The following is an 18,704-nucleotide window of genomic DNA, read 5'->3' on the forward strand; positions in this document are numbered from 1 at the left end:
GTATTTGAAGTGGCTGAGGGTTAGCTCAATCCAACGGTAACATTCGTCCTTGGAGTCCCAGCCGGGCTCCAGACAGTCTGCTTGTGAAAGGAGGCTTCTTACATCCTCCAGGGTTTTGATGAAATGGGTGTTCATGATGATTTTCATATCCTCATCATGAACGACAGTGCTGAAGTCGGCTCATTTCATGTTAGAAACCAGCCCCTTCTTCAGGCTCATTTCATATTGGAAGAGACTGCGACTTGCTTTTTCTGTGACACCGTACCACTATGGAAACAGACTTTTGCTCAATTTCTAATCATCCGTACAAGCTGAAAATAGCGGTTAAAATGCCTTGGACGTTACACCCAAACAAAGGCATTTTCCTGAAGAGAAACCAGTCTCTTTCAATAACAGCTTCATAAATTGAGCTTCACAATAAACAACCTGAGCGGCAGAGAGCTTCTTACGTCGCTTCTGGTGGTGAAAGTTTTTTCACCGAAAGCAATGTCAAGCCGATAAATAATAACAATCAAAACATAGCCATGAGCCGGATGTGTCGCTCTTGCTCCTTTTATAGGAGTGCGAGGCTCACGGCAAAATGAATTATCGAGCCGGAGACAAGATGCCTTTTAAAGACCCTTTCTCGCTCAGCTGTGTGGTGCCGGTATTCAATGAAGGTCCGGTCATTGGTCAGTTTATGGAAGCTCTCAAAGAGCAGATGGCAGCCATCACTGATCAGTATGAAATCGTTGTTGTCGATGATGGCAGCAGCGATAAGACTGTCGAACTGGTAGAACCCTTCTGCGAAGATGAAAGAATCAAACTGATTGAACTATCAAGAAACTTCGGCAAGGAAACCGCACTCACGGCGGGCATAGATGCCTCTTCCGGTGATGCCGTAGTTCTGATTGATGCCGACTTCCAACACCCTCTTGAAATGATCCCCGTTTTTGTTGATTACTGGCGCCAGGGTTATCAGATGGTTTATGGCGTTCGACAGGACAGGGAAAACGAATCTTTTCTTAAAAAGAAAGGTGCCCAGTTCTTCTATCAGATCATGCATTCCAGCACAGGTATTGATGTTCCTGCACACGCTGGTGATTTCCGTCTTATGGACAGAGTCGTTGTTGATGCCCTGAAATCCATGCCGGAACGCAGCCGATTCATGAAAGGCATCTATGCCTGGGTAGGTTACAAAAGTATTGGCTTACCATTTCAGGTCAGGGATCGCCTGGCTGGTGAGTCAGGCTGGGGCTACGGCAAGTTGACCAGTTTAGCCCTGTCAGGCATTACGGCTTTTACCACCCTGCCCCTTAGAATCGTTGGTGGCCTGGGGCTGATCATCTCCTTCATCTCGGTTTTCTATGCTTTCTTTATCATTTTCAGAACCATTGTTCTCGGCGCACCTTTGCCAGGCTGGCCTACCGTAATCGTTGCCATCACCTTCATAGGTGGTATCCAGCTCTTGTCTCTGTGGATATTGGGAGAGTATGTTGCGGGCATATTCTGTGAGGTAAAAAACCGCCCCAGGTACCTGATCCAGCGACAGCTGGGCTTTAAAAACCAGAAGGACAGTGATGCAGCTGATTAAGTTTATTGTCACTGGGGGTACTGCTGCAGCTGTACATCTTTTCATACTCTGGCTACTGGTTGATCTGAATGAGCTGACCCCGCTTCTGGCTAACCCTCTGGCTTTTTTACTGGCATTTATTGTCAGTTATTTTGGGCATTCACTGTGGACTTTTAATCATAAGCAGCATGTACACCACAATACTCTGGTGAAGTTTCTGCTGGTTCAGCTGCTCTGCAGTTTTGTGCTCAATCAAGGGCTATACACTCTGCTTTTGACCTATAGCCATTTAAATTATCTGGTAGCCAGCTTTATTGTTCTGGCCGTCATTCCCCTGGTTACTTTTACCTTGAGTAAATACTGGGCCTTCAAATGAAAAGAATAACGTTGTGCGCAGATGATTACGGTATGCACCCTGGTGTTTCAGAAGCCATTCTGGAGCTGGCAGGCAGGGGCAGGATTCAGGCCACCAGCTGCATGGTCACAGGTTCTGACTGGCAAAACCAGGCCCGAAGTCTGACGTCTGTCCAGGACAATGTCGATATTGGTTTGCACCTGAATCTAACCGAAGGGAAAGGTCTCAGCCCAAGCTTCAGGGATGGGTTTCCCAGCCTGAACCAGGTGCTGATTAAAAGCCATTTGCACATGCTGGATAAAACAGCACTCTTTGATGAGATCTCTATTCAATACCAGAACTTCCTGGATGCTACGGGCAGAGCTCCGGATTTTATCGATGGCCACCAACACATCCATCACCTTCCCATGGTCAGGAATGCTTTGATTGGAGTCCTTCAACACTACAAACCAGAACCATCATTCTGGATAAGAAGCGTTATCCCCATGATTCGCCAGGGTGGAGGCCTGAAAAGTTACATCATTGAAAACTCTGGCGGAAAAAGCCTGCTGTATGAACTGATCAACCAGAGCATCAGCACCAATACCTCTTTTGCCGGCATTTACTCGCTGGAACCTGATGCTGATTATCCGGCCTTGATGAAGTCCTGGCTGTCAGACTCATACGACAGAGGACTGATCATGTGCCACCCGGGGAAAACATCAGGCCAGACTCAATTGGATCACCCGGAAGCAAGACAAAAAGAATTCGACTATTTATCCGGACAACAATTCATAGATGACTGCCACCAAACAGGAGTTGATCTGTGCAGAATGAAGCAATGATTGCCGAATCTTCACCCTCTTCCGTTGTTATTAAACACCCTTATCGCTGGCTTTCACTGATTTGCCTTTTTCAATTGGTTTTCTGGACAGTGGGTCCCTGGTTGGTCAGAAACACACTGCACTCAGACACTCTTGAAGGCATAGCCTGGGGCAACCTCTGGCAGTGGGGTTATGATAAGCACCCTCCTCTGGCAGCCTGGGCTGCAGCATTTTCTTCCAACCTTACTGAAACCAGTGACTGGCCTGTCTATCTGTTGGCCCAAATTTGCGTTGTCATTGCCTTCATAGCTGTCTGGAGGCTGGCCAGAGAATACCTGACAGGAGCAGGAGCACTGCTGGCTGTTTTCCTTCTTCAAGGCATTCTCTTTTACAGCAACAGGGTAGAACGAGTCACACCCGATACACTGCAGCACCCGATCTGGGCTCTGCTCGTCCTGACTTTCTATTTTGCTGTTACCCGCCAATCCCTTGGATATTGGCTGCTAACCGGAGTCATGGCCGGGCTGGCCATACTCACCAAATATCAGGTAGCCGTTCTTTTTGCGCCTTTATTCATAGTGCTTCTGATCACCAAAGAAGGCAGAAGCGCTCTGTCATCTGCAGGCCCCTGGTTGGCTGGCATTATTGCTCTGGTCATTGCCTCACCTCATATTTACTGGCTCTGGGATAACAACTTTGCAGCTGTGAGTTATCTGGAAGAAAACTATGTAGAAAGTGAGCGTTACGGCACGGGCACTCACTGGGATCATTTGATTTTCCCTTTGAACTTTATCAAAAACAATTTTGGCAATGTCATCCTGCTCCTTCTGTTAATGATCCCTTTGTTCCGAGCCCCCAAGCTTCCCATCGTCTATGACCATTTCAAGAAAACTTTTCTCATAGCCATAGCTACAGGTCCTTTTGCATTCACTCTGCTGTTTGGGTTTATCACCGGAGAGAAGCTGGTACCTCGCTGGGCAACGCCTTATTTTGCCTGGCTCCCTCTACTGCTTCTGGTTTGGGTACGCCCACTGATTGATTATCAGCGGTTTAAAAAAGTCGTTTTCTGGTGCTTGTTCACCGGAGTCCTTCTGGTTTCATTGAGGTGCAGCTACCTCCTGTTCAAACCCCTCATTGATGACGAATACTGGGACTCTGTTGAGTTCATACCACTTCGGGCTCAAATGCTTAAAGCCGAGGAGCTATGGTCTCAAAACTTTGATCATCCCATGCCATACCTGGGAGGTCTTCACTATCATGTTGCGGAACTTGTTGCATACAGCCACAACCGCAGAACCATTCCCTTTTTTGGCCTTAATCCCGTTGAAAGTCTCTGGATGGATGAAAAGGATTTCCGCAAGAATGGCGGAATTATTGTCATGGTGGATGGCAAGCGATACTCAAAGACCGTGAGACAAAGACTGGAAAAGAACTACCCCCAGGCTGAATTTCTTGGGAGGTTCGCATTTGAGCCTGTTACCAAGATCAAAGTCGAGAACAAACCCAAACTGTTTGTGGAATATTATCTCTTAAGGCCTGAACACCTGTAGGCACCTTTAAGCAGGCAACAATGAACTTAGAAAAGCACTCATTGTCGCCTGCCCAGCTTCAGACTTTCTGTTTCTCAAGTAATTGAATATTTTGAAAGAGATCGTCACAACTCTGCTTCAGCTGGAACCACTCTTTCTCAGAAAGCTGCATCTTGTTGTATATCTCCATGGGTATGCACTCAGCATCCTGCCTGATGGAATGACCTTTCGCAGTCAAGAATACCTGCTTGCTTCTTTCATCCAGTGCACTGACCCTTCTTTCCACAAGGCCCTTGGACTCAAGCCTTTTCAGTAAAGGCGTTAAGGTGCCACTATCCAAATTCAGCTCTTCACCCAGCTCATTCACCTGACAGCCTTCCCTATTCCAAAGCACCATCATCACCAAATACTGAGGGTAGGTCAGATCCAGTTCTATAAGCAGGGGGCGGTAAGCTCTCACCAGTGCATTAGATAGCCTGTAAAAAGAAAAACAGATTTGCTGGTCAAGCTTCAGGAAAGATTCACTCATAGGGCAGTCTCAAATGGATTGCACACAATTTACTTGACAGCATGCTAATCGTCCATTTAAATTGCACACAACTAAATTGCGTACAACTATAAATATAATACTGTTTCAGGAGGAAACATCCCGTGGCAAATACACTCCCAACACCATTCACTTTGGCCTTTTTGCTGATGCTGGTCTTCAGCATGACGTCATCTGCCAGCAAGCAGCCTGAATCACAAGCATTTGAAATCAACCATAAAAGCTTCGGATGTATACTCGAAATGGAACCTGTTCGTGGTCTCTACGTCACAAACCTGCTGGGAAATAACGAAGCATCATTATCGATAGCCAGAGCCAATCAAGGGGGTGATTACCCTGTAGGTACATTAATACAACTGGTACCCGGTGAGGCCATGGTGAAAAGGGAGAAAGGCTTCAGCAAAGCCAGCAGAGACTGGGAGTTTTTCAATCTGGAAGTCACAGAAAATGGCACCCGAATTCAACAGCAGGGAACCCACAATGTTAAAAACCTGTTTGGACAACAGTGCCTGGGCTGTCACCTAAAAGCTGAACCCAAGTGGGATATGATCTGTGAGACGGATCATGGCTGCGATCCACTCCCCTTCACACGGACAATGATCACAGCTATTCAAAAAACAGATCCCAGATGCCCCAAGACCCCGCTGACACAGGAAGAAAAAGAGGCTTTGACCTATCTTTTCGGAAATGAGTAAGAACCGGAGAATCTTGAGTGGCCAGAAATGGCCACACATAGATCACTGAACTTTAATAACCCGGCTGGTAGTGCCTTGGGTAAGAATCTTAACCTTATCACCGGCCGCAAAGTTCACCGCTGGGTCAGCCTGTTGAACAACAGAAACATAAGAACCATCATCCAGTCTGACGGTCAATTCCACACCCTGCTTGGTAGTGATTTTCTTCTCAGCCATGTTACCAAGAACACCACCAGCAACAGCACCAGCAACTGCAGCAATAGCGCTTTCACGCTGACCACCAATACTTGAAGCGGCAATGCCACCTACCGCAGCACCAGCCAGAGTACCGACTTCACCCTGGGTACCTTCCAGCTTAACCAGTCTGGATTCGGCCACAGTACCAAAACGAACTGTCTGCATTTGACGGGCTTCAGAAGCTGAATAGGTGGTTCCGGTCTGATCAGTCATACAACCAGCCAGAGAGAATGAGAGCAAGAAGACGATCCCTGCCTGTTTAATCCTGTTATTCATAAATGAGTCTCCCAGTATGTTTACCTTCCGTTTCCTGTCCAGTTTAGATGCTTAGAATGGAAAATAGTTCGAAGGCCTGCTTCGCCGTGACGGATTCACTGATATCCGGCAATATTTCCGGTGATCATAAAAAGAAAGGGCTGAATCAATAATGAATCAGCCCTTCTCTTCTTCTTGATCAGTCAACCCAGACCCGGGCATTCCTGAACATTCTCATCCAGGGGGAATCTTCGCCCCAAGTGTCCGGATACCAGCTATGCTGGACCGACCTGAACACCCGCTCAGGGTGAGGCATCATGATGGTGACCCTGCCATCCGCAGAAGTCAGACCAGTGATACCTTCCGGAGAGCCGTTAGGATTGTATGGGTAACGATCCGTTGCCCGCCCCTGATTATCCACATATCTCAGTGCCAGCTGGCCACTTTGAGATAGCTTCTGAATCTGGTCTGCCTTCTTGAATTCCGCAAACCCTTCACCGTGAGCCACAGCAATTGGCATTCTGGAACCTTCCATACCGCGCAGCAGAATGGATTTGCTCTGCTGAACTTCTACCATAACTGTTCTGGCTTCAAACTGCTCAGACTGGTTGCGGACAAAGTGTGGCCAGTGCTCAGCACCGGGGATCAGCTCGTGCAGGTTAGACAGCATCTGACAACCGTTGCAGACACCCAGAGCAAAGCTGTCGGCACGATCAAAGAAAGCTGCAAACTGGTCACGCGCCATACCGTTGAATAGTACTGACTTGGCCCAGCCTTCACCCGCACCCAGGACATCCCCGTAAGAGAAGCCACCACAGGCTATCAGTCCTTTGAATTCAGTGAGATCACGACGACCGGAAAGAATGTCACTCATGTGAACATCCACAGCATTGAAGCCTGCTTTGTCAAAAGCAGCTGCCATCTCTACATGGCCATTGACGCCCTGTTCCCTGAGGACAGCGACCATCGGCCTGTTGCCCGTAGCGATAAACGGAGCAGCAACATTGTTAGAGATATCAAACGGCAGGGAAGCATGCAGTCCAGTGTCATTATCGTCCAGCAGGTTATCAAACTCCTGACGTGCACACTCAGGATTGTCCCTCAGTGCCTGCATGCGGTAGCTGGTTTCAGCCCACCAGCGCTGATGCTTCACACGGCTTTCGCTGCTGATCAACTCACCATTGAAGGTAAAGTTGATACGCTGATCAGAACGCAGGGAAGCAATAGTGTGTGTGCACGACCCCAGACCCAGCTCAGCCAGGATATCCTTGACCTTGCCCTTATTTTCGCGACGAACCTGAACCACAACACCCAGCTCTTCGTTGAACAGGGCCGGGATAATCGCAGACTCATTGCCCGCCAGCTTGTCCAGACTCACTTCAATACCGGTATGACCCGCAAAAGCCATTTCAACCAATGTTGTGAACAGACCACCGTCAGAACGGTCGTGATAGGCCAGCAACAGGTCTTCTTCGAGACATTGCTGAATAGCATTAAAGAAGCCTTTCAGATCTTCTGCTGAAGTAACATCAGGCGCCTGATCACCAATCTGACCATAAACCTGTGCCAGGGCAGAACCACCCAGACGGTTCTGATCACGACCCAGATCAATCAACAACAGATCGGTTTCGCCTCTATCAGTGCGCAGCTCTGGGGTGACAGTCTTACGGATATCTGTCACAGGGGCAAAGGCAGAAATAACCAGAGAGAGAGGCGAGGTTACACTCTTCTCTGAATCACCGTCTTTCCAGCTGGTGCGCATAGACATGGAGTCCTTGCCCACTGGAATAGCGATTCCCAGCTCCGGACACAGCTCCATACCCACAGCCTTACAGGTTTCGTAAAGCTTGGCGTCTTCACCCGGGTGACCCGCAGCGGCCATCCAGTTAGCAGACAGCTTCACATCACCCAGCTTGCGAATACGGGTACTGGCAATGTTGGTAATGGCTTCACCAATAGCCATACGCCCAGATGCGGGTGCATTTATCAAAGCCAGAGGTGTTCTCTCACCCATGGACATGGCTTCACCGGCAAATGTATCAAATGCCGTAGCGGTCACAGCACAATCAGCCACAGGGACCTGCCAGGGACCCACCATCTGCTCACGAGCTACCAGACCGGTAATTGAACGATCGCCAATGGTAATCAGGAAGTTTTTACTGGCTACTGTGGGCAGTTTCAAAACCCGTTCACCGGCTTCTTCCAGAGAAATACCGGCAAGATTCAGAGCATTCTGCTGAATATTCTCAACCTTTACGTCACGGTGCATGCGGGGAGGCTTACCCAGCAGAACATCCAGAGGCATATCAACAGGCTTGTTTTCAAAGTGACTGTCTTCCACCAGCAGGTTCATCTCTTCAGTAGCTTCACCCACTACGGCATAGAGACAACGCTCACGCTGACAGATGGCTTCAAACAGCTCCATATTTTCTGGAGCCACAGCCATGACATAACGCTCCTGGGATTCATTACACCAGAGCGCCAGCGGCGACATACCTGGCTCGTCGTTCAGAATATCCCTGAGCTGGAAATGGCCACCACGGCCACCATCACTCACCAGCTCTGGCAGAGCATTAGAAAGACCGCCCGCACCTACGTCATGGATAAAGGCAATAGGGTTTTCATCACCCAGCTGCCAGCATTGATCGATAACTTCCTGACAGCGACGCTCCATTTCAGGGTTATCACGCTGAACACTGGCAAAATCCAGGTCTTCCTTACCCTCACCTGAAGTCATGGAAGATGCAGCACCGCCACCCAGACCAATCTGCATGGCCGGGCCACCCAGAACAATCAGTTTGGCACCGACAGGGATATCCCCTTTCTCAACGTGATCAGCTCGAATGTTACCGAGACCACCCGCCAGCATAATCGGCTTGTGGTAACCCCTGACCTCGTCACCTTCAGCACCTTTGGCAGTTGTTTCAAAAGTACGGAAATAACCACAGAGGTTGGGACGACCAAACTCATTGTTGAAGCCCGCACCGCCCAGAGGTCCATCCAGCATGATATCCAGAGCAGTAACAATGCGCTCGGGCTTACCGTACTCTTTTTCCCAGGGCTGTTTGTAACCCGGAATATTCAGGTTGGATACGGTAAAACCTGTCAGACCGGCTTTGGGTTTGGAACCACGACCAGTCGCACCTTCATCACGGATTTCACCACCCGCGCCGGTGGAAGCACCAGGCCAGGGAGAAATAGCGGTGGGGTGGTTGTGGGTTTCCACCTTCATCAGGATATGAATGTCTTCCTGATGATACTGGTAAGATTTCTGGTCAGGGGATGGGAAGAATCGACCGGCTTTGGAGCCTTCAATAACCGAAGCGTTGTCCTTATAGGCAGAGAGTACGCCCTCACTGTTCATATTGTGAGTGTTGCGAATCATCTGGAACAACGAGTGATCCTGCTGTTCACCATCAATGGACCAGGTGGCATTGAAGATCTTGTGACGGCAATGCTCAGAGTTGGCCTGGGCAAACATCATCAGCTCAACATCAGTAGGGTTCCTGTCCAACCCCTGATAGCTGGTGACCAGATAATCAATTTCATCTTCAGCCAGCGCCAGTCCCAGTGACTGGTTTGCTTCTGCCAGAGCTTCACGCCCCCCTTCCAGGATGTCCACGCGAGTCAGTGGAGCGGGCTCTGTTTCAGCAAACAGCTGTTCTGCTTCATTGTCTTCAGCCAGAACAGCTTCGGTCATACGGTCATGAATCAGGCTGGCCACTGTTTCTTTCTGTTGTTCACTGAGACCTTCCTCAGCTTCAACAAAATAGGCCAAACCCCGTTCGATACGATGAACCTTGCTCAGACCACAATTTTCAGCAATGTTTGTGGCTTTACTGGACCAGGGCGAAATGGTGCCGGGTCTTGGTACCACCAGAAAACGGGTTCCGGAGCACTGTCCTTCCTGCATCCTGGGGCCGTATGTCAGGAGCTGTTCCAGGATAGTCATTTCCTGGTCGGATAGCGCCTCATCGACCCGGACAAAATGCTGGAATTCAGCAAAGACGCCGGTAATTTCAGGGATCCTGTGTTGCAGGGTTTCCAGCAGCTTTTGGCTGCGAAACGGCGAGAGAGCCGGAGCACCACGCAAAATCAGCATGTTAAAAACTGTCCTCAACTGGACTCAGGGAGATAATCAGGGCGGTATGATAATCGAAACTCCAGTATGGAAACCAGTGATTGATCTACGGATCTTATCAATATTGAGCTCACAAAATTCAATAAACCGCTTAGATGAGGATAAAGACCACAAGAAGCCCGAATCTCTCCCGCTGATTTATGTCCATAAGCCATCGGATCAGCAAAGTTTCAAACGCTTCTTCTCTGCTTTTTTAGCTTCCCGTCTGGCCCTGAAGAATGAGGAGATCATTTCGCTGCACTCTTCCTCCAGAACACCTGGGGTCATTTCTACCCGATAGTTCATATAGGGCAACTCCAGAGTCCGGCTCTGGCTGACCAGAGCTCCCGCCTTAGGCTCCAAGGCCCCAAAGACCACCCGTTTTACCCGGCTGTGAATGATGGCGCCAGCACACATGGTACAGGGCTCAAGCGTCACATAAAGCTCACAGTCCACCAGACGGTAGTTTTCAACATGAGCTGCAGCTTCCTGAAGTGCCATGACCTCAGCATGGGCCACGGGGTTACAGCCACTGATCGGTTGATTGAAGCCCCTGCCTATAATTTTACCCTCTCTGACAACCACAGCCCCAACCGGAACCTCATCCAGCTCACGGGCTTTTTCAGCTTCCTTCAGGGCTTCCTGCATCCAGACATCATCAATGCTCTCTTTTTCTGCCAAAAGAATCTCACTACTCAAAAAAAAGTTGAAACAAGTATACAGACGTTCGTCACTTTGACCGATAAAGGCTCTTATTGGGTAAAAGACTTTAATCAGGCTCTGGAGTTCCGGAAGAGATACCCACACTGATGGCGATGTTCCGAATTCTCCGACGCAACTCAAAAGAGCGATATATACTAAAAGTTAGTTCTCGTTATTTCAGTTTCTGACTAAGTACCATTGGAGGGTATGATCGAATGAGTTACAAGCAAAATGTAGAGGAGAATCTACAGCATTTTGCAGAGAGCATCGGTCTAGGCGAGCTCAGCTTAAATGAACACGATGCTTGTGGTCTCTGTTTTGATGATACCCTGATCGTGAATATGGAATACCTGGAAGAAGACGAAGCTCTGGTGTTTGTCTCTTCGGTAAAACCCATGGACGCTCACGACGACGCCAAAACCAGCCTTTACGAAAAGCTCCTGTCACTGAACCTTCAGCACCACAGCATGCAGGGCGCATTCCATGCCCTGAACCATGACAAGTCTGAAGTTCTGCTGATTCGCTCCATGCTGGCCTCTTCCGACTACGGTAATTTTGAATCCACCCTCGAGAAGTTTGTAAACACTCTGGAGTGGGTTATTTCCGAAGTCGACAACACCGAGAGCGATGGCACTGCAGCACCCAAGGAAAGCGGACCCAAGACTCCTCCTACCGCACCAGGCGGACCTGGAGATATGGGCATGATGGTCTGATTCTTGATCCTGGCATCAAAAAAGAGGGCTTATTCAGCCCTCTTTTTATTTCTAGCGGATCAGAACCAGCTCTCACCCTAAACTAAAAGAATGAGAGGCAGAGGAGACAGGGATCGTGGCCGAAGCACTTAACTACCTCACATCAGCGCTTCAGAGTGCCGTTGAAAGCAGCCGTTTAGTCGATATTCGTGGCCGTGTGACCGAAGTACAGGGCATGATCATTAAGGCAGCCGTTCCCGGCGTGAAGATTGGTGAACTGTGCGAGCTTGTAACCCCTAATGATGAGAAAACCGGATTCGCTGAGGTGGTCGGCTTCCAGGGCCATGAAACAGTACTCTCCCCCATGGGTGAAATCATGGGTATTTCCTCCACTACCGAAGTTATTCCAACCGGCAAAGTACACCATGTAGGCGTTGGCCCTCATCTGCTTGGTCATGTTCTAGATGGCATGGGCAACCCTTTGAACACGGAAGCTTTTGACGGTGTTGAGCCTGAAACCTGGTACCCGGTTTATGCCGACAGCCCTGACCCCATGACCCGCCAGATTATCGACAAGCCATTACCACTGGGTTTGAGAGTTCTTGATGGCGTACTCACCTGCGGTGAAGGTCAGAGGATGGGTATATTTGCTGCTGCCGGTGGGGGTAAGAGTACGCTGCTCTCCATGCTGGTTAAAGGTGCAGAAGTCGATGTCACCGTCCTGGCGCTGATCGGTGAAAGGGGACGGGAACTCAGGGAATTCATTGAGCATGATCTCGGTCCAGAAGGTGTAAAAAAGTCCGTAATCATTGTGGCCACATCCGACAAATCTTCCATGGAAAGGGCAAAAGCCGCTTATACCGCAACGGCTGTGGCTGAATACTTCAGGGACAAAGGCAAGAAAGTCTTGCTGCTGATGGATTCCGTAACCCGTTTTGCTCGTGCCCAGCGTGAAATTGGTCTGGCGGCTGGCGAACCTCCAACCCGTCGAGGTTTCCCTCCTTCTGTATTTGCCACTCTCCCCAAATTGATGGAACGAGCCGGTATGTCCGATACAGGCTCCATCACCGCACTCTACACCGTACTGGTAGAAGGCGATGACATGACAGAACCCGTGGCAGACGAAACCCGATCTATTCTCGACGGTCACATTATTCTTTCCCGGAAGCTGGCCGCAGCCAACCATTACCCAGCCATTGATGTGTTATCCAGCGCCAGCCGTGTCATGAATGCCATAACCCCTGAAGAGCATAAAGCTGCTGCTGGTAAGCTCAGGGAACTGCTGGCTAAATTTGAAGAAATTGAACTGCTGGTAAAAGTGGGCGAATACAAAGCCGGATCGGATGCAGTTGCCGATGAAGCCCTGCAAAAAATCGACGCCATCAGAACCTTCCTTAAACAACGTACTGATGAGTTGAACGATTACGACGCCACTATTCAACAGTTGCGTCAGGTCGTTGGGGTTTGATCTGAATGCTGCATGAACTTCTTAAAGTCAAACAGATTCGGGAAAAATCTGCCCAGGATGAAGTTCGCAAATGTGAATACCGACTTGAACAGGCCCAGCTGGACGTCAAAAACAAAGAGCAGGAACTGGAAGAGTACATAGACTGGCGCTGTAAAGAAGAACAACGGCTCTACGATAACATTATCAATACCGAAGTGAAGCAGAACGACCTGGATCAGCTGAAAGCCAAAGTGGCCCAGATGCGAGAGAAAGATGTCCTGCTGGAACAAGCCATTAACGAAGCTAAACAAAAAGTCGTTCAGGCCAAAGAAGAGCTGGAGCAGGCTCGGGAAGCTCACATGAAGGCCATGCAGGCTGTGGAAAAGTTTGAAGAGTTCACCAAGGTTCTGGATGAGGAAGCGGCCAAAGAAGCTGCCCGCCTGGAAGACCTGGAAATGGAAGAATTTACTGTTCGCCCCAAATCCTAGGGTGCACAGATTACAAGGAGGCGAACCATGCAGCCCACTAATCAAAACCAGAATGTTCAGCAGAATACCAACAATAACCAGCCCACCCAGAATCAGAGCCAGAAAGTGTCTGAGGATCAGGCTTCCGACTTTTCCAAGAAAATGAAAAAGAAGGAAGACCCTAAAAGCGCCAAGGGGGAATCCAAGGATGATCAAAGCCTTGAAAGCCTGATGGCAGAACGCAGAAAATCGGCCAAGGAAGCACTGGAAGGCAAGTTCAAGGATCAAGGTGGCCGAGAAGGACAGAAAGGCCAGGAAGAAGGCGCAATGCAATCCCTGCTTGATGGCAATGAACATGCTATAGGTCAGGTCAGGGAAACCCAACAGGCTTCAGAAGCCCAGCTCAAAAGCATTCAAGCGGTGAGCGGCCCGAAAGAAATCAATGAAGTGATCAACAAGCTTGTCGACAAAATCATGGTGTCTTCAAAAGATGCCATTGAGGGTGCAGAAGTTCGTATCACCTTGAAAGACAACATTCTGCCTGGCACAGAGATTCGGATTCAGAGAGTTTCCGGTGAACTGCAAGTTACCATGAATACTTCTAACGCAGATTCCCATAACTTCCTGGTGGCCAACGAGGCCAGCCTGATGAAAAACCTGGAAAAGCTTGGTGAAAAAGTTCAGGTCAACATCAATATGTCTGGCGGCGGTGGCGAACAGAATGACGGTCGCTCACAACAGGAATACGTGGGTGAAGAAGAACAGGAAGAAGATGATTCCTGATCCGGGTCTGCCGAGGTAAACACTTATGGAAGCTACACCACTGGAGTTTGAATCAGTATCTGCAACTGAGCTTCAGTTGGGACAACTTCTTTGCAATCGAAAAAACCGCTACCAAATTCAACTCAACGGAACAGAGTTTACTGTCTCGTTAGAAGGATTGGACAACCAGACGTCCACATGGCAGGCAGAGATTGAACTATCAGGATACCCCAGTAAACTCTACCTCGGGCAACAAATTCTCGACTTCCTACTGCCTAAAAAGCTGGACCATCAGGTCATTCAGAAACTTCCCTCTGCACTCAGAGATGCGACTATCAACAGCAGCCTGACACCCATCTTTAATTTTCTGAGCCAGATGTTGGGACAATCCGTTGCATTGAGTCATCTTAAAGAGGCAGAGCCAACCGATTCGACTTTAATTTCAGTCAATCTGGAAGCCGAAAACATCAGCACCCGAATTCAGATTGAACACTCAGAAGTTATTGAGAACCTGTTGAAGTCAATTCCACCTCATCAATCCATCCAGCTGCCCGATATACCTCTATGGGTATCCCTGCAAAAAGGCAGCACCGTACTAACCCGCAGTGAACTCAATCACCTGGAAGCAGGCGACATTGTTTTTCTTGAAGAGCATGTCAACGACTCAGAGGTGATTGTCAGAATCAAACAGAATGCTGCGTTTATGGGCACTCTGGAGGATACCCGGGTCACTATTTCACAGAGGCTTCAGGCTATGGAAGAGCATTCTGCACAAGAACAGACAGAGCATGAAGAGTCAATGCCACAGGAAGATGCTCCTCAGGCACCTGCGGCACCTCTTGATCTCCATGATCTGCCCGTGACACTGATGTTCGAGGTCGGAGAACAGCAGCTGACCTTCGCAGAACTGCAGAACCTGACTCCCGGCTATGTTTTCCAGCTCAGTAATCCTCTGGAAACACCGGTCAAAATCAGAGCCAACGGCCAACTGATAGGCAAATGCCAACTGGTAGAAATAGAAGGCCGACTGGGAGCCCGGATCACAGAGCTTACAGGTAAGGAGGCTGGCCAAGAATAGACAGCTCGGCCTAAAGTCCAGAAAGAACGGCCAGGGTTTTGCATTGAATTTATTTAAATAGGTCAACTATTCGCACAAATCCAACGCAAAACCTGACTCGTTCTACTGAACTTTATGCTCGAGCGCAATTCTTGGTCAGCCTCCAGGGCTGAATCCTAATAATCAGGCTGTACATCCAGTAAAGCAGGTTCCCGCCATGGAAAGCGGCATACTGAATCTCACCAGCCCGTTCTATTTAATGGTGCCTTTGGCACTGATGGCATTGATTCCCTTCATGGCCGTCATGGGCACCTCATTTCTGAAACTGGTGGTGGTCTTTTCGATTCTCAGAAACGCGACCGGTCTGCAGCAGATTCCTCCGAACATTGCCATGAACGCTCTGGCGATCATTCTGACACTCTACATCATGGCTCCGGTAGGCTATCAGGCTTATGAACTTCTTGAGCCGGAAAAACTAAATTTTGATGATCTCTCCTGGATTGAAACCGTCAAACTGGCCAGTGAACCTTACAAGCAGTTTCTTAAAGACAACACCAATGAAAATGAGCGGAACTTTTTCCTGAAGTCGGCTCGACTGCTCTGGCCTAAAAAGTATCAGCAGGAGCTTTCGGGCGATGACTTTATTGTGCTTCTGCCTTCTTTCTGTATCACCGAGCTGACCAAAGCTTTTCAGATTGGCTTCCTGCTTTATTTGCCCTTTATCGTGATTGATTTGATTGTCTCAAACATCCTGTTGGCCATGGGTATGATGATGGTATCCCCCATGACCATTTCACTCCCGTTCAAGTTGCTCCTGTTTGTCCTTCTGGACGGCTGGACTCGCCTGATACAGGGACTGATTCTGAGCTACGGCTAGGGGAACAACATGGTAGATTCCGACATTATCCAGCTGACAGCCCAGGCTTTAATGCTGACACTGATTCTCTCAATGCCGCCGATCATTGCAGCAGCTGGTGTCGGACTATTGATCAGTTTGATTCAGGCACTGACCCAGATTCAGGAACAGACTCTGCCTTTTGCCTTTAAATTGATTGCCGTAATTATCAGTATTTTTGCGACAGCACGCTGGCTTGGCCTTGAGATCTACCACTACTCATTGGCCATCATGAACAAGATTCCGGACCTCTGAGCGCGCCATGGTCATCCCAATAGACGAGCTGAAAGAGTGGTTCTATGTGTTTACCATGGGCATGCCCAGAATTGTGGCACTGTTCACTCTGATTCCCTTCCTGCACAAGAGAATGCTCGGTGGCGCCATGATGAGAAATGGTATCTGCGCCTGCATGATTCTGTTTCTTCACCCGATGCTGGCTGAGCACAAACCGGATGAAACCATCACCATTTACGCCACGGCCGGATTTGTTCTGAAAGAAGCCTTTATTGGAGCCATTCTTGGTTTTTGTATCACCATTCCCTTCTGGGCATTGGAATCGGCTGGTTTCTTTATAGATAACCAACGGGGTGCTTCTATGGCCAGTGCCCTGAACCCGCTGTCAGGAGCAGAAACATCCCCAATGGGTGTGCTGTTCTCTCAGGCTTTCACCGCCATATTCATGGTCAGCGGCCTGTTTTTGTTGCTGTTACAAAGTTTGTTTATCAGCTACGACGTATGGCCTGTATTCAGCTTTTATCCCAAGTTGAACCCGGAAGCAGCCACCTTCTTCCTGAATCAGTTTGACTTGATTATTGGTCTGGCCATGTGGCTTGCTGCCCCTGTTGTAATCTCCATGTTCATTACTGAATTCGGTATTGCCCTGATCAGCCGCTCGGCACCCCAGTTGAACGTATTTATTTTGGCTATGCCCATTAAATCGGGTGTAGCTGCAGCTATTCTGGTGGTTTACGTCAGCACTATTCTGAAGTTGGCGAAAAAGCATGACGAAGGCATTCCCATGATTTTCAGAACGGTGGGAGAGCTCTGGAAATGAGTGGTGAAAAGACAGAAAAGCCCACTCCCAAAAAACTTCGTGATGCCCGCAAAAAAGGACAGGTAGCCAAGAGTAAAGAAGTCTCCAGCACCTTCGGCATTATCGCCGTGGTCTGCACCATCTGGTTTATGAGCGATATGTTCCTCAACACCATTCAGGAAATGGTGATCCTCCCCGCCACTGTCTACAACGAGAACTTTAACGACGCCTTCAAAATCGTAACCCAGGGCATTCTGGAGAAAACCATTGAACTGTTGCTGCCACTGGTCATGGTTTCAATGCTTTCTGCCATCATAGGCAACATCATGCAATTTGGTTTTCTACTGGCAGGTGAATCCATAAAGCCAGATATTAAAAAAATCAGTCCCATTGCTGGCTTCAAACGTATTTTTGCCATCAAAAACCTGGTGGAATTCTTCAAATCCGTTATCAAGATTGTGTTTCTTTCTATTGTTGTTTACTTCGTTATAAAGGGCAGCCTTGGCGACATGGTTAATCTTCCCTATTGTGGCAGTGACTGCATTCTTCCCGTTGTTGGCGTTTTGATGAAGAAGCTGCTGATCTATGCCATTGCCGCTTTTATGGTCATTTCAGTGCTGGACTTCCTGTTCGAGAAACAGCAGTTCACCAAGCAAAATAAAATGTCCAAAGATGAAGTAAAACGAGAACACAAAGAGATGGAAGGTAGTCCGGAAATCAAAGGTAAACGTAAAGAGATTCACCAGGAAATTCTGAACGAAGCCGAGAACACCAAGAAGTCTGACGTAGTCATCAAAAACCCGACTCACCTGGCCATCGGCCTGCATTACAAACAGGACGTTACTCCACTGCCTGTTGTCACAGTTAAAGGCCAGGGTGGACGAGCACGTTTCATTGTTAAAATCGCAGATAAAGAAGGCATACCAGTCCTGGAAAATGTGCCTCTGGCCCATGCCCTTTTCGATACCGACATTGCCAGCTATATCCCCAGCGACTTGATTGAACCCGTGGCAGAAGTATTCCGTTGGGTTGAAGACCTCAAGGAAAAGCAGGGGCAATCCGATTAACCCGGAAATTTCATAAAGTGTCGATCTTCTGCGGTCTTTCACCTAGTGAAAGCGGCTTTATGAATTTTCCGGGTTACGTTTTTATGAACTTTTCACAAGAATACAACTCTCAACAGCCTCTGTATTCAGCTTCCATGCTTATTCTTAATAGGTAAGACGTTACACAGTTGGCATTTGAAGCGACTACTCCTCAAACTGTCAGTACGAATGGAAGAACGCCTCTTCCACCTTTCGATTAACGTAATACATTTGGCTCTTAATGGATTCCGGGGAGTTATCCAAACAACACTCCCAGAAGACCGGTTAGAGCTGCTTTCCCGCGCTTCTTGATATTGTGCAGGCACTCGAAGAAACCCAAATACAGCGGTAACTTCTCTTGTGATATACCCCGATGAGGACGCAACCAGGAACGCAACAGCGACCAGAACCCCTCCATTGTATTCACATGAATCTCATGAAAACCGTCGCCGTCCTCATCTCGTGCATATT

At 48.6% G+C, this 18,704-nt stretch carries 18 protein-coding genes and 1 pseudogene; 14 read left to right on the forward strand and 5 right to left on the reverse strand.

Annotated elements, in window-relative coordinates:
- The first annotated feature begins 604 nt into the window (after window positions 1–604).
- From WG89_RS17135 to WG89_RS17150, 4 genes are read left to right on the forward strand one after another with little or no spacing between them, the layout of a single operon-like run.
- Window positions 605–1,573, forward strand: coding sequence for a glycosyltransferase family 2 protein (locus WG89_RS17135; RefSeq protein WP_062268347.1), 969 nt, complete (start codon window positions 605–607; stop codon window positions 1,571–1,573).
- Window positions 1,560–1,928 (forward strand): GtrA family protein, encoded by a 369-nt coding sequence (locus WG89_RS17140; RefSeq protein ID WP_062268349.1) that lies wholly within the window; start codon window positions 1,560–1,562, stop codon window positions 1,926–1,928. The genes WG89_RS17135 and WG89_RS17140 overlap by 14 nt, the downstream gene beginning before the upstream one ends.
- A complete protein-coding gene (locus tag WG89_RS17145; RefSeq protein WP_062268351.1) occupies window positions 1,925–2,731 on the forward strand; it encodes a ChbG/HpnK family deacetylase in 807 nt (268 codons plus the stop codon). The genes WG89_RS17140 and WG89_RS17145 overlap by 4 nt, the downstream gene beginning before the upstream one ends.
- Entirely contained in the window at window positions 2,713–4,260 is a 1,548-nt protein-coding gene (locus WG89_RS17150) for a glycosyltransferase family 39 protein (RefSeq protein ID WP_153301650.1), read from the forward strand. The genes WG89_RS17145 and WG89_RS17150 overlap by 19 nt, the downstream gene beginning before the upstream one ends.
- A gap of 58 nt (window positions 4,261–4,318) precedes the next feature.
- Here WG89_RS17150 and WG89_RS17155 read toward each other — a convergent pair whose 3' ends face one another.
- A complete protein-coding gene (locus WG89_RS17155; protein WP_062268355.1) occupies window positions 4,319–4,768 on the reverse strand; it encodes a MarR family winged helix-turn-helix transcriptional regulator in 450 nt (149 codons plus the stop codon).
- 122 nt (window positions 4,769–4,890) lie between these two features.
- On the opposite strand from WG89_RS17155, the gene WG89_RS17160 reads away from it, so the two are divergent.
- Window positions 4,891–5,481: a hypothetical protein gene (locus WG89_RS17160; protein WP_216638511.1), complete on the forward strand. Its 591-nt coding sequence runs from the start codon at window positions 4,891–4,893 to the stop codon at window positions 5,479–5,481.
- Between the two features lie 42 nt (window positions 5,482–5,523).
- Here WG89_RS17160 and WG89_RS17165 read toward each other — a convergent pair whose 3' ends face one another.
- The 3 genes from WG89_RS17165 to tadA all read right to left on the reverse strand — a co-directional run bounded on the left by WG89_RS17165 (window position 5,524) and on the right by tadA (window position 10,774).
- Window positions 5,524–5,994, reverse strand: a complete 471-nt coding sequence (locus WG89_RS17165) for an outer membrane lipoprotein (protein WP_062268357.1) — start codon at window positions 5,992–5,994, stop codon at window positions 5,524–5,526.
- Window positions 5,995–6,172: 178 nt separating this feature from the next.
- Window positions 6,173–10,075, reverse strand: coding sequence for a phosphoribosylformylglycinamidine synthase (gene purL / locus WG89_RS17170; RefSeq protein ID WP_062268359.1), 3,903 nt, complete (start codon window positions 10,073–10,075; stop codon window positions 6,173–6,175).
- A gap of 198 nt (window positions 10,076–10,273) precedes the next feature.
- Window positions 10,274–10,774 carry a tRNA adenosine(34) deaminase TadA gene (tadA, locus tag WG89_RS17175; RefSeq protein ID WP_062268372.1) on the reverse strand — a complete coding sequence of 167 codons (501 nt, stop codon included), beginning with the start codon at window positions 10,772–10,774 and terminating at the stop codon, window positions 10,274–10,276.
- A gap of 236 nt (window positions 10,775–11,010) precedes the next feature.
- Between tadA and WG89_RS17180 the strand changes: the two genes are divergently transcribed.
- From WG89_RS17180 to sctU, 9 genes are all read left to right on the forward strand, one after another.
- Window positions 11,011–11,508, forward strand: coding sequence for a type III secretion system chaperone (locus WG89_RS17180; protein WP_062268360.1), 498 nt, complete (start codon window positions 11,011–11,013; stop codon window positions 11,506–11,508).
- A gap of 115 nt (window positions 11,509–11,623) precedes the next feature.
- The gene (sctN, locus tag WG89_RS17185; RefSeq protein ID WP_062268362.1) at window positions 11,624–12,955 is read left to right on the forward strand and encodes a type III secretion system ATPase SctN; all 1,332 of its coding nucleotides are present in this window, start codon (window positions 11,624–11,626) and stop codon (window positions 12,953–12,955) included.
- Between the two features lie 5 nt (window positions 12,956–12,960).
- Window positions 12,961–13,422 (forward strand): type III secretion system stalk subunit SctO, encoded by a 462-nt coding sequence (gene sctO, locus WG89_RS17190; protein ID WP_062268365.1) that lies wholly within the window; start codon window positions 12,961–12,963, stop codon window positions 13,420–13,422.
- A 27-nt stretch (window positions 13,423–13,449) separates the two neighbouring features.
- Window positions 13,450–14,184 (forward strand): type III secretion HpaP family protein, encoded by a 735-nt coding sequence (locus WG89_RS17195; protein WP_062268366.1) that lies wholly within the window; start codon window positions 13,450–13,452, stop codon window positions 14,182–14,184.
- A gap of 25 nt (window positions 14,185–14,209) precedes the next feature.
- On the forward strand, window positions 14,210–15,241 hold the full coding sequence (gene sctQ / locus WG89_RS17200; protein ID WP_062268367.1) for a type III secretion system cytoplasmic ring protein SctQ: 1,032 nt from the start codon (window positions 14,210–14,212) through the stop codon (window positions 15,239–15,241).
- Between the two features lie 196 nt (window positions 15,242–15,437).
- Entirely contained in the window at window positions 15,438–16,097 is a 660-nt protein-coding gene (gene sctR / locus WG89_RS17205; protein WP_062268368.1) for a type III secretion system export apparatus subunit SctR, read from the forward strand.
- A gap of 9 nt (window positions 16,098–16,106) precedes the next feature.
- Window positions 16,107–16,370, forward strand: a complete 264-nt coding sequence (sctS, locus tag WG89_RS17210; RefSeq protein ID WP_034833827.1) for a type III secretion system export apparatus subunit SctS — start codon at window positions 16,107–16,109, stop codon at window positions 16,368–16,370.
- Window positions 16,371–16,377: 7 nt separating this feature from the next.
- On the forward strand, window positions 16,378–17,169 hold the full coding sequence (gene sctT / locus WG89_RS17215; protein WP_062268369.1) for a type III secretion system export apparatus subunit SctT: 792 nt from the start codon (window positions 16,378–16,380) through the stop codon (window positions 17,167–17,169).
- A complete protein-coding gene (sctU, locus tag WG89_RS17220) occupies window positions 17,166–18,215 on the forward strand; it encodes a type III secretion system export apparatus subunit SctU (RefSeq protein ID WP_062268370.1) in 1,050 nt (349 codons plus the stop codon). Before sctT ends, sctU begins: the two co-directional genes overlap by 4 nt.
- A gap of 274 nt (window positions 18,216–18,489) precedes the next feature.
- On the opposite strand, the pseudogene WG89_RS29430 reads toward sctU, so the two are convergent.
- A pseudogene (locus WG89_RS29430) lies at window positions 18,490–18,704 on the reverse strand (hypothetical protein); the annotation flags it as partial.

It is taken from the genome of Endozoicomonas arenosclerae, from assembly GCF_001562015.1.
In the GTDB taxonomy this organism is placed as follows: Bacteria; Pseudomonadota; Gammaproteobacteria; order Pseudomonadales; family Endozoicomonadaceae; genus Endozoicomonas_A; species Endozoicomonas_A arenosclerae.

Coding starts and splice junctions, on each gene's coding strand:
- sctQ (WP_062268367.1), top strand. CDS start 14,210: ATGGAAGCTACACCACTGGAGTTTGAATCAGTATCTGCAACTGAGCTT.
- WG89_RS17155 (WP_062268355.1), bottom strand. CDS start 4,768: ATGAGTGAATCTTTCCTGAAGCTTGACCAGCAAATCTGTTTTTCTTTT.
- sctO (WP_062268365.1), top strand. CDS start 12,961: ATGCTGCATGAACTTCTTAAAGTCAAACAGATTCGGGAAAAATCTGCC.
- WG89_RS17135 (WP_062268347.1), top strand. CDS start 605: ATGCCTTTTAAAGACCCTTTCTCGCTCAGCTGTGTGGTGCCGGTATTC.
- WG89_RS17195 (WP_062268366.1), top strand. CDS start 13,450: ATGCAGCCCACTAATCAAAACCAGAATGTTCAGCAGAATACCAACAAT.
- sctS (WP_034833827.1), top strand. CDS start 16,107: ATGGTAGATTCCGACATTATCCAGCTGACAGCCCAGGCTTTAATGCTG.
- sctR (WP_062268368.1), top strand. CDS start 15,438: ATGGAAAGCGGCATACTGAATCTCACCAGCCCGTTCTATTTAATGGTG.
- WG89_RS17140 (WP_062268349.1), top strand. CDS start 1,560: ATGCAGCTGATTAAGTTTATTGTCACTGGGGGTACTGCTGCAGCTGTA.
- WG89_RS17180 (WP_062268360.1), top strand. CDS start 11,011: ATGAGTTACAAGCAAAATGTAGAGGAGAATCTACAGCATTTTGCAGAG.
- WG89_RS17165 (WP_062268357.1), bottom strand. CDS start 5,994: ATGAATAACAGGATTAAACAGGCAGGGATCGTCTTCTTGCTCTCATTC.
- WG89_RS17145 (WP_062268351.1), top strand. CDS start 1,925: ATGAAAAGAATAACGTTGTGCGCAGATGATTACGGTATGCACCCTGGT.
- sctU (WP_062268370.1), top strand. CDS start 17,166: ATGAGTGGTGAAAAGACAGAAAAGCCCACTCCCAAAAAACTTCGTGAT.
- purL (WP_062268359.1), bottom strand. CDS start 10,075: ATGCTGATTTTGCGTGGTGCTCCGGCTCTCTCGCCGTTTCGCAGCCAA.
- sctT (WP_062268369.1), top strand. CDS start 16,378: ATGGTCATCCCAATAGACGAGCTGAAAGAGTGGTTCTATGTGTTTACC.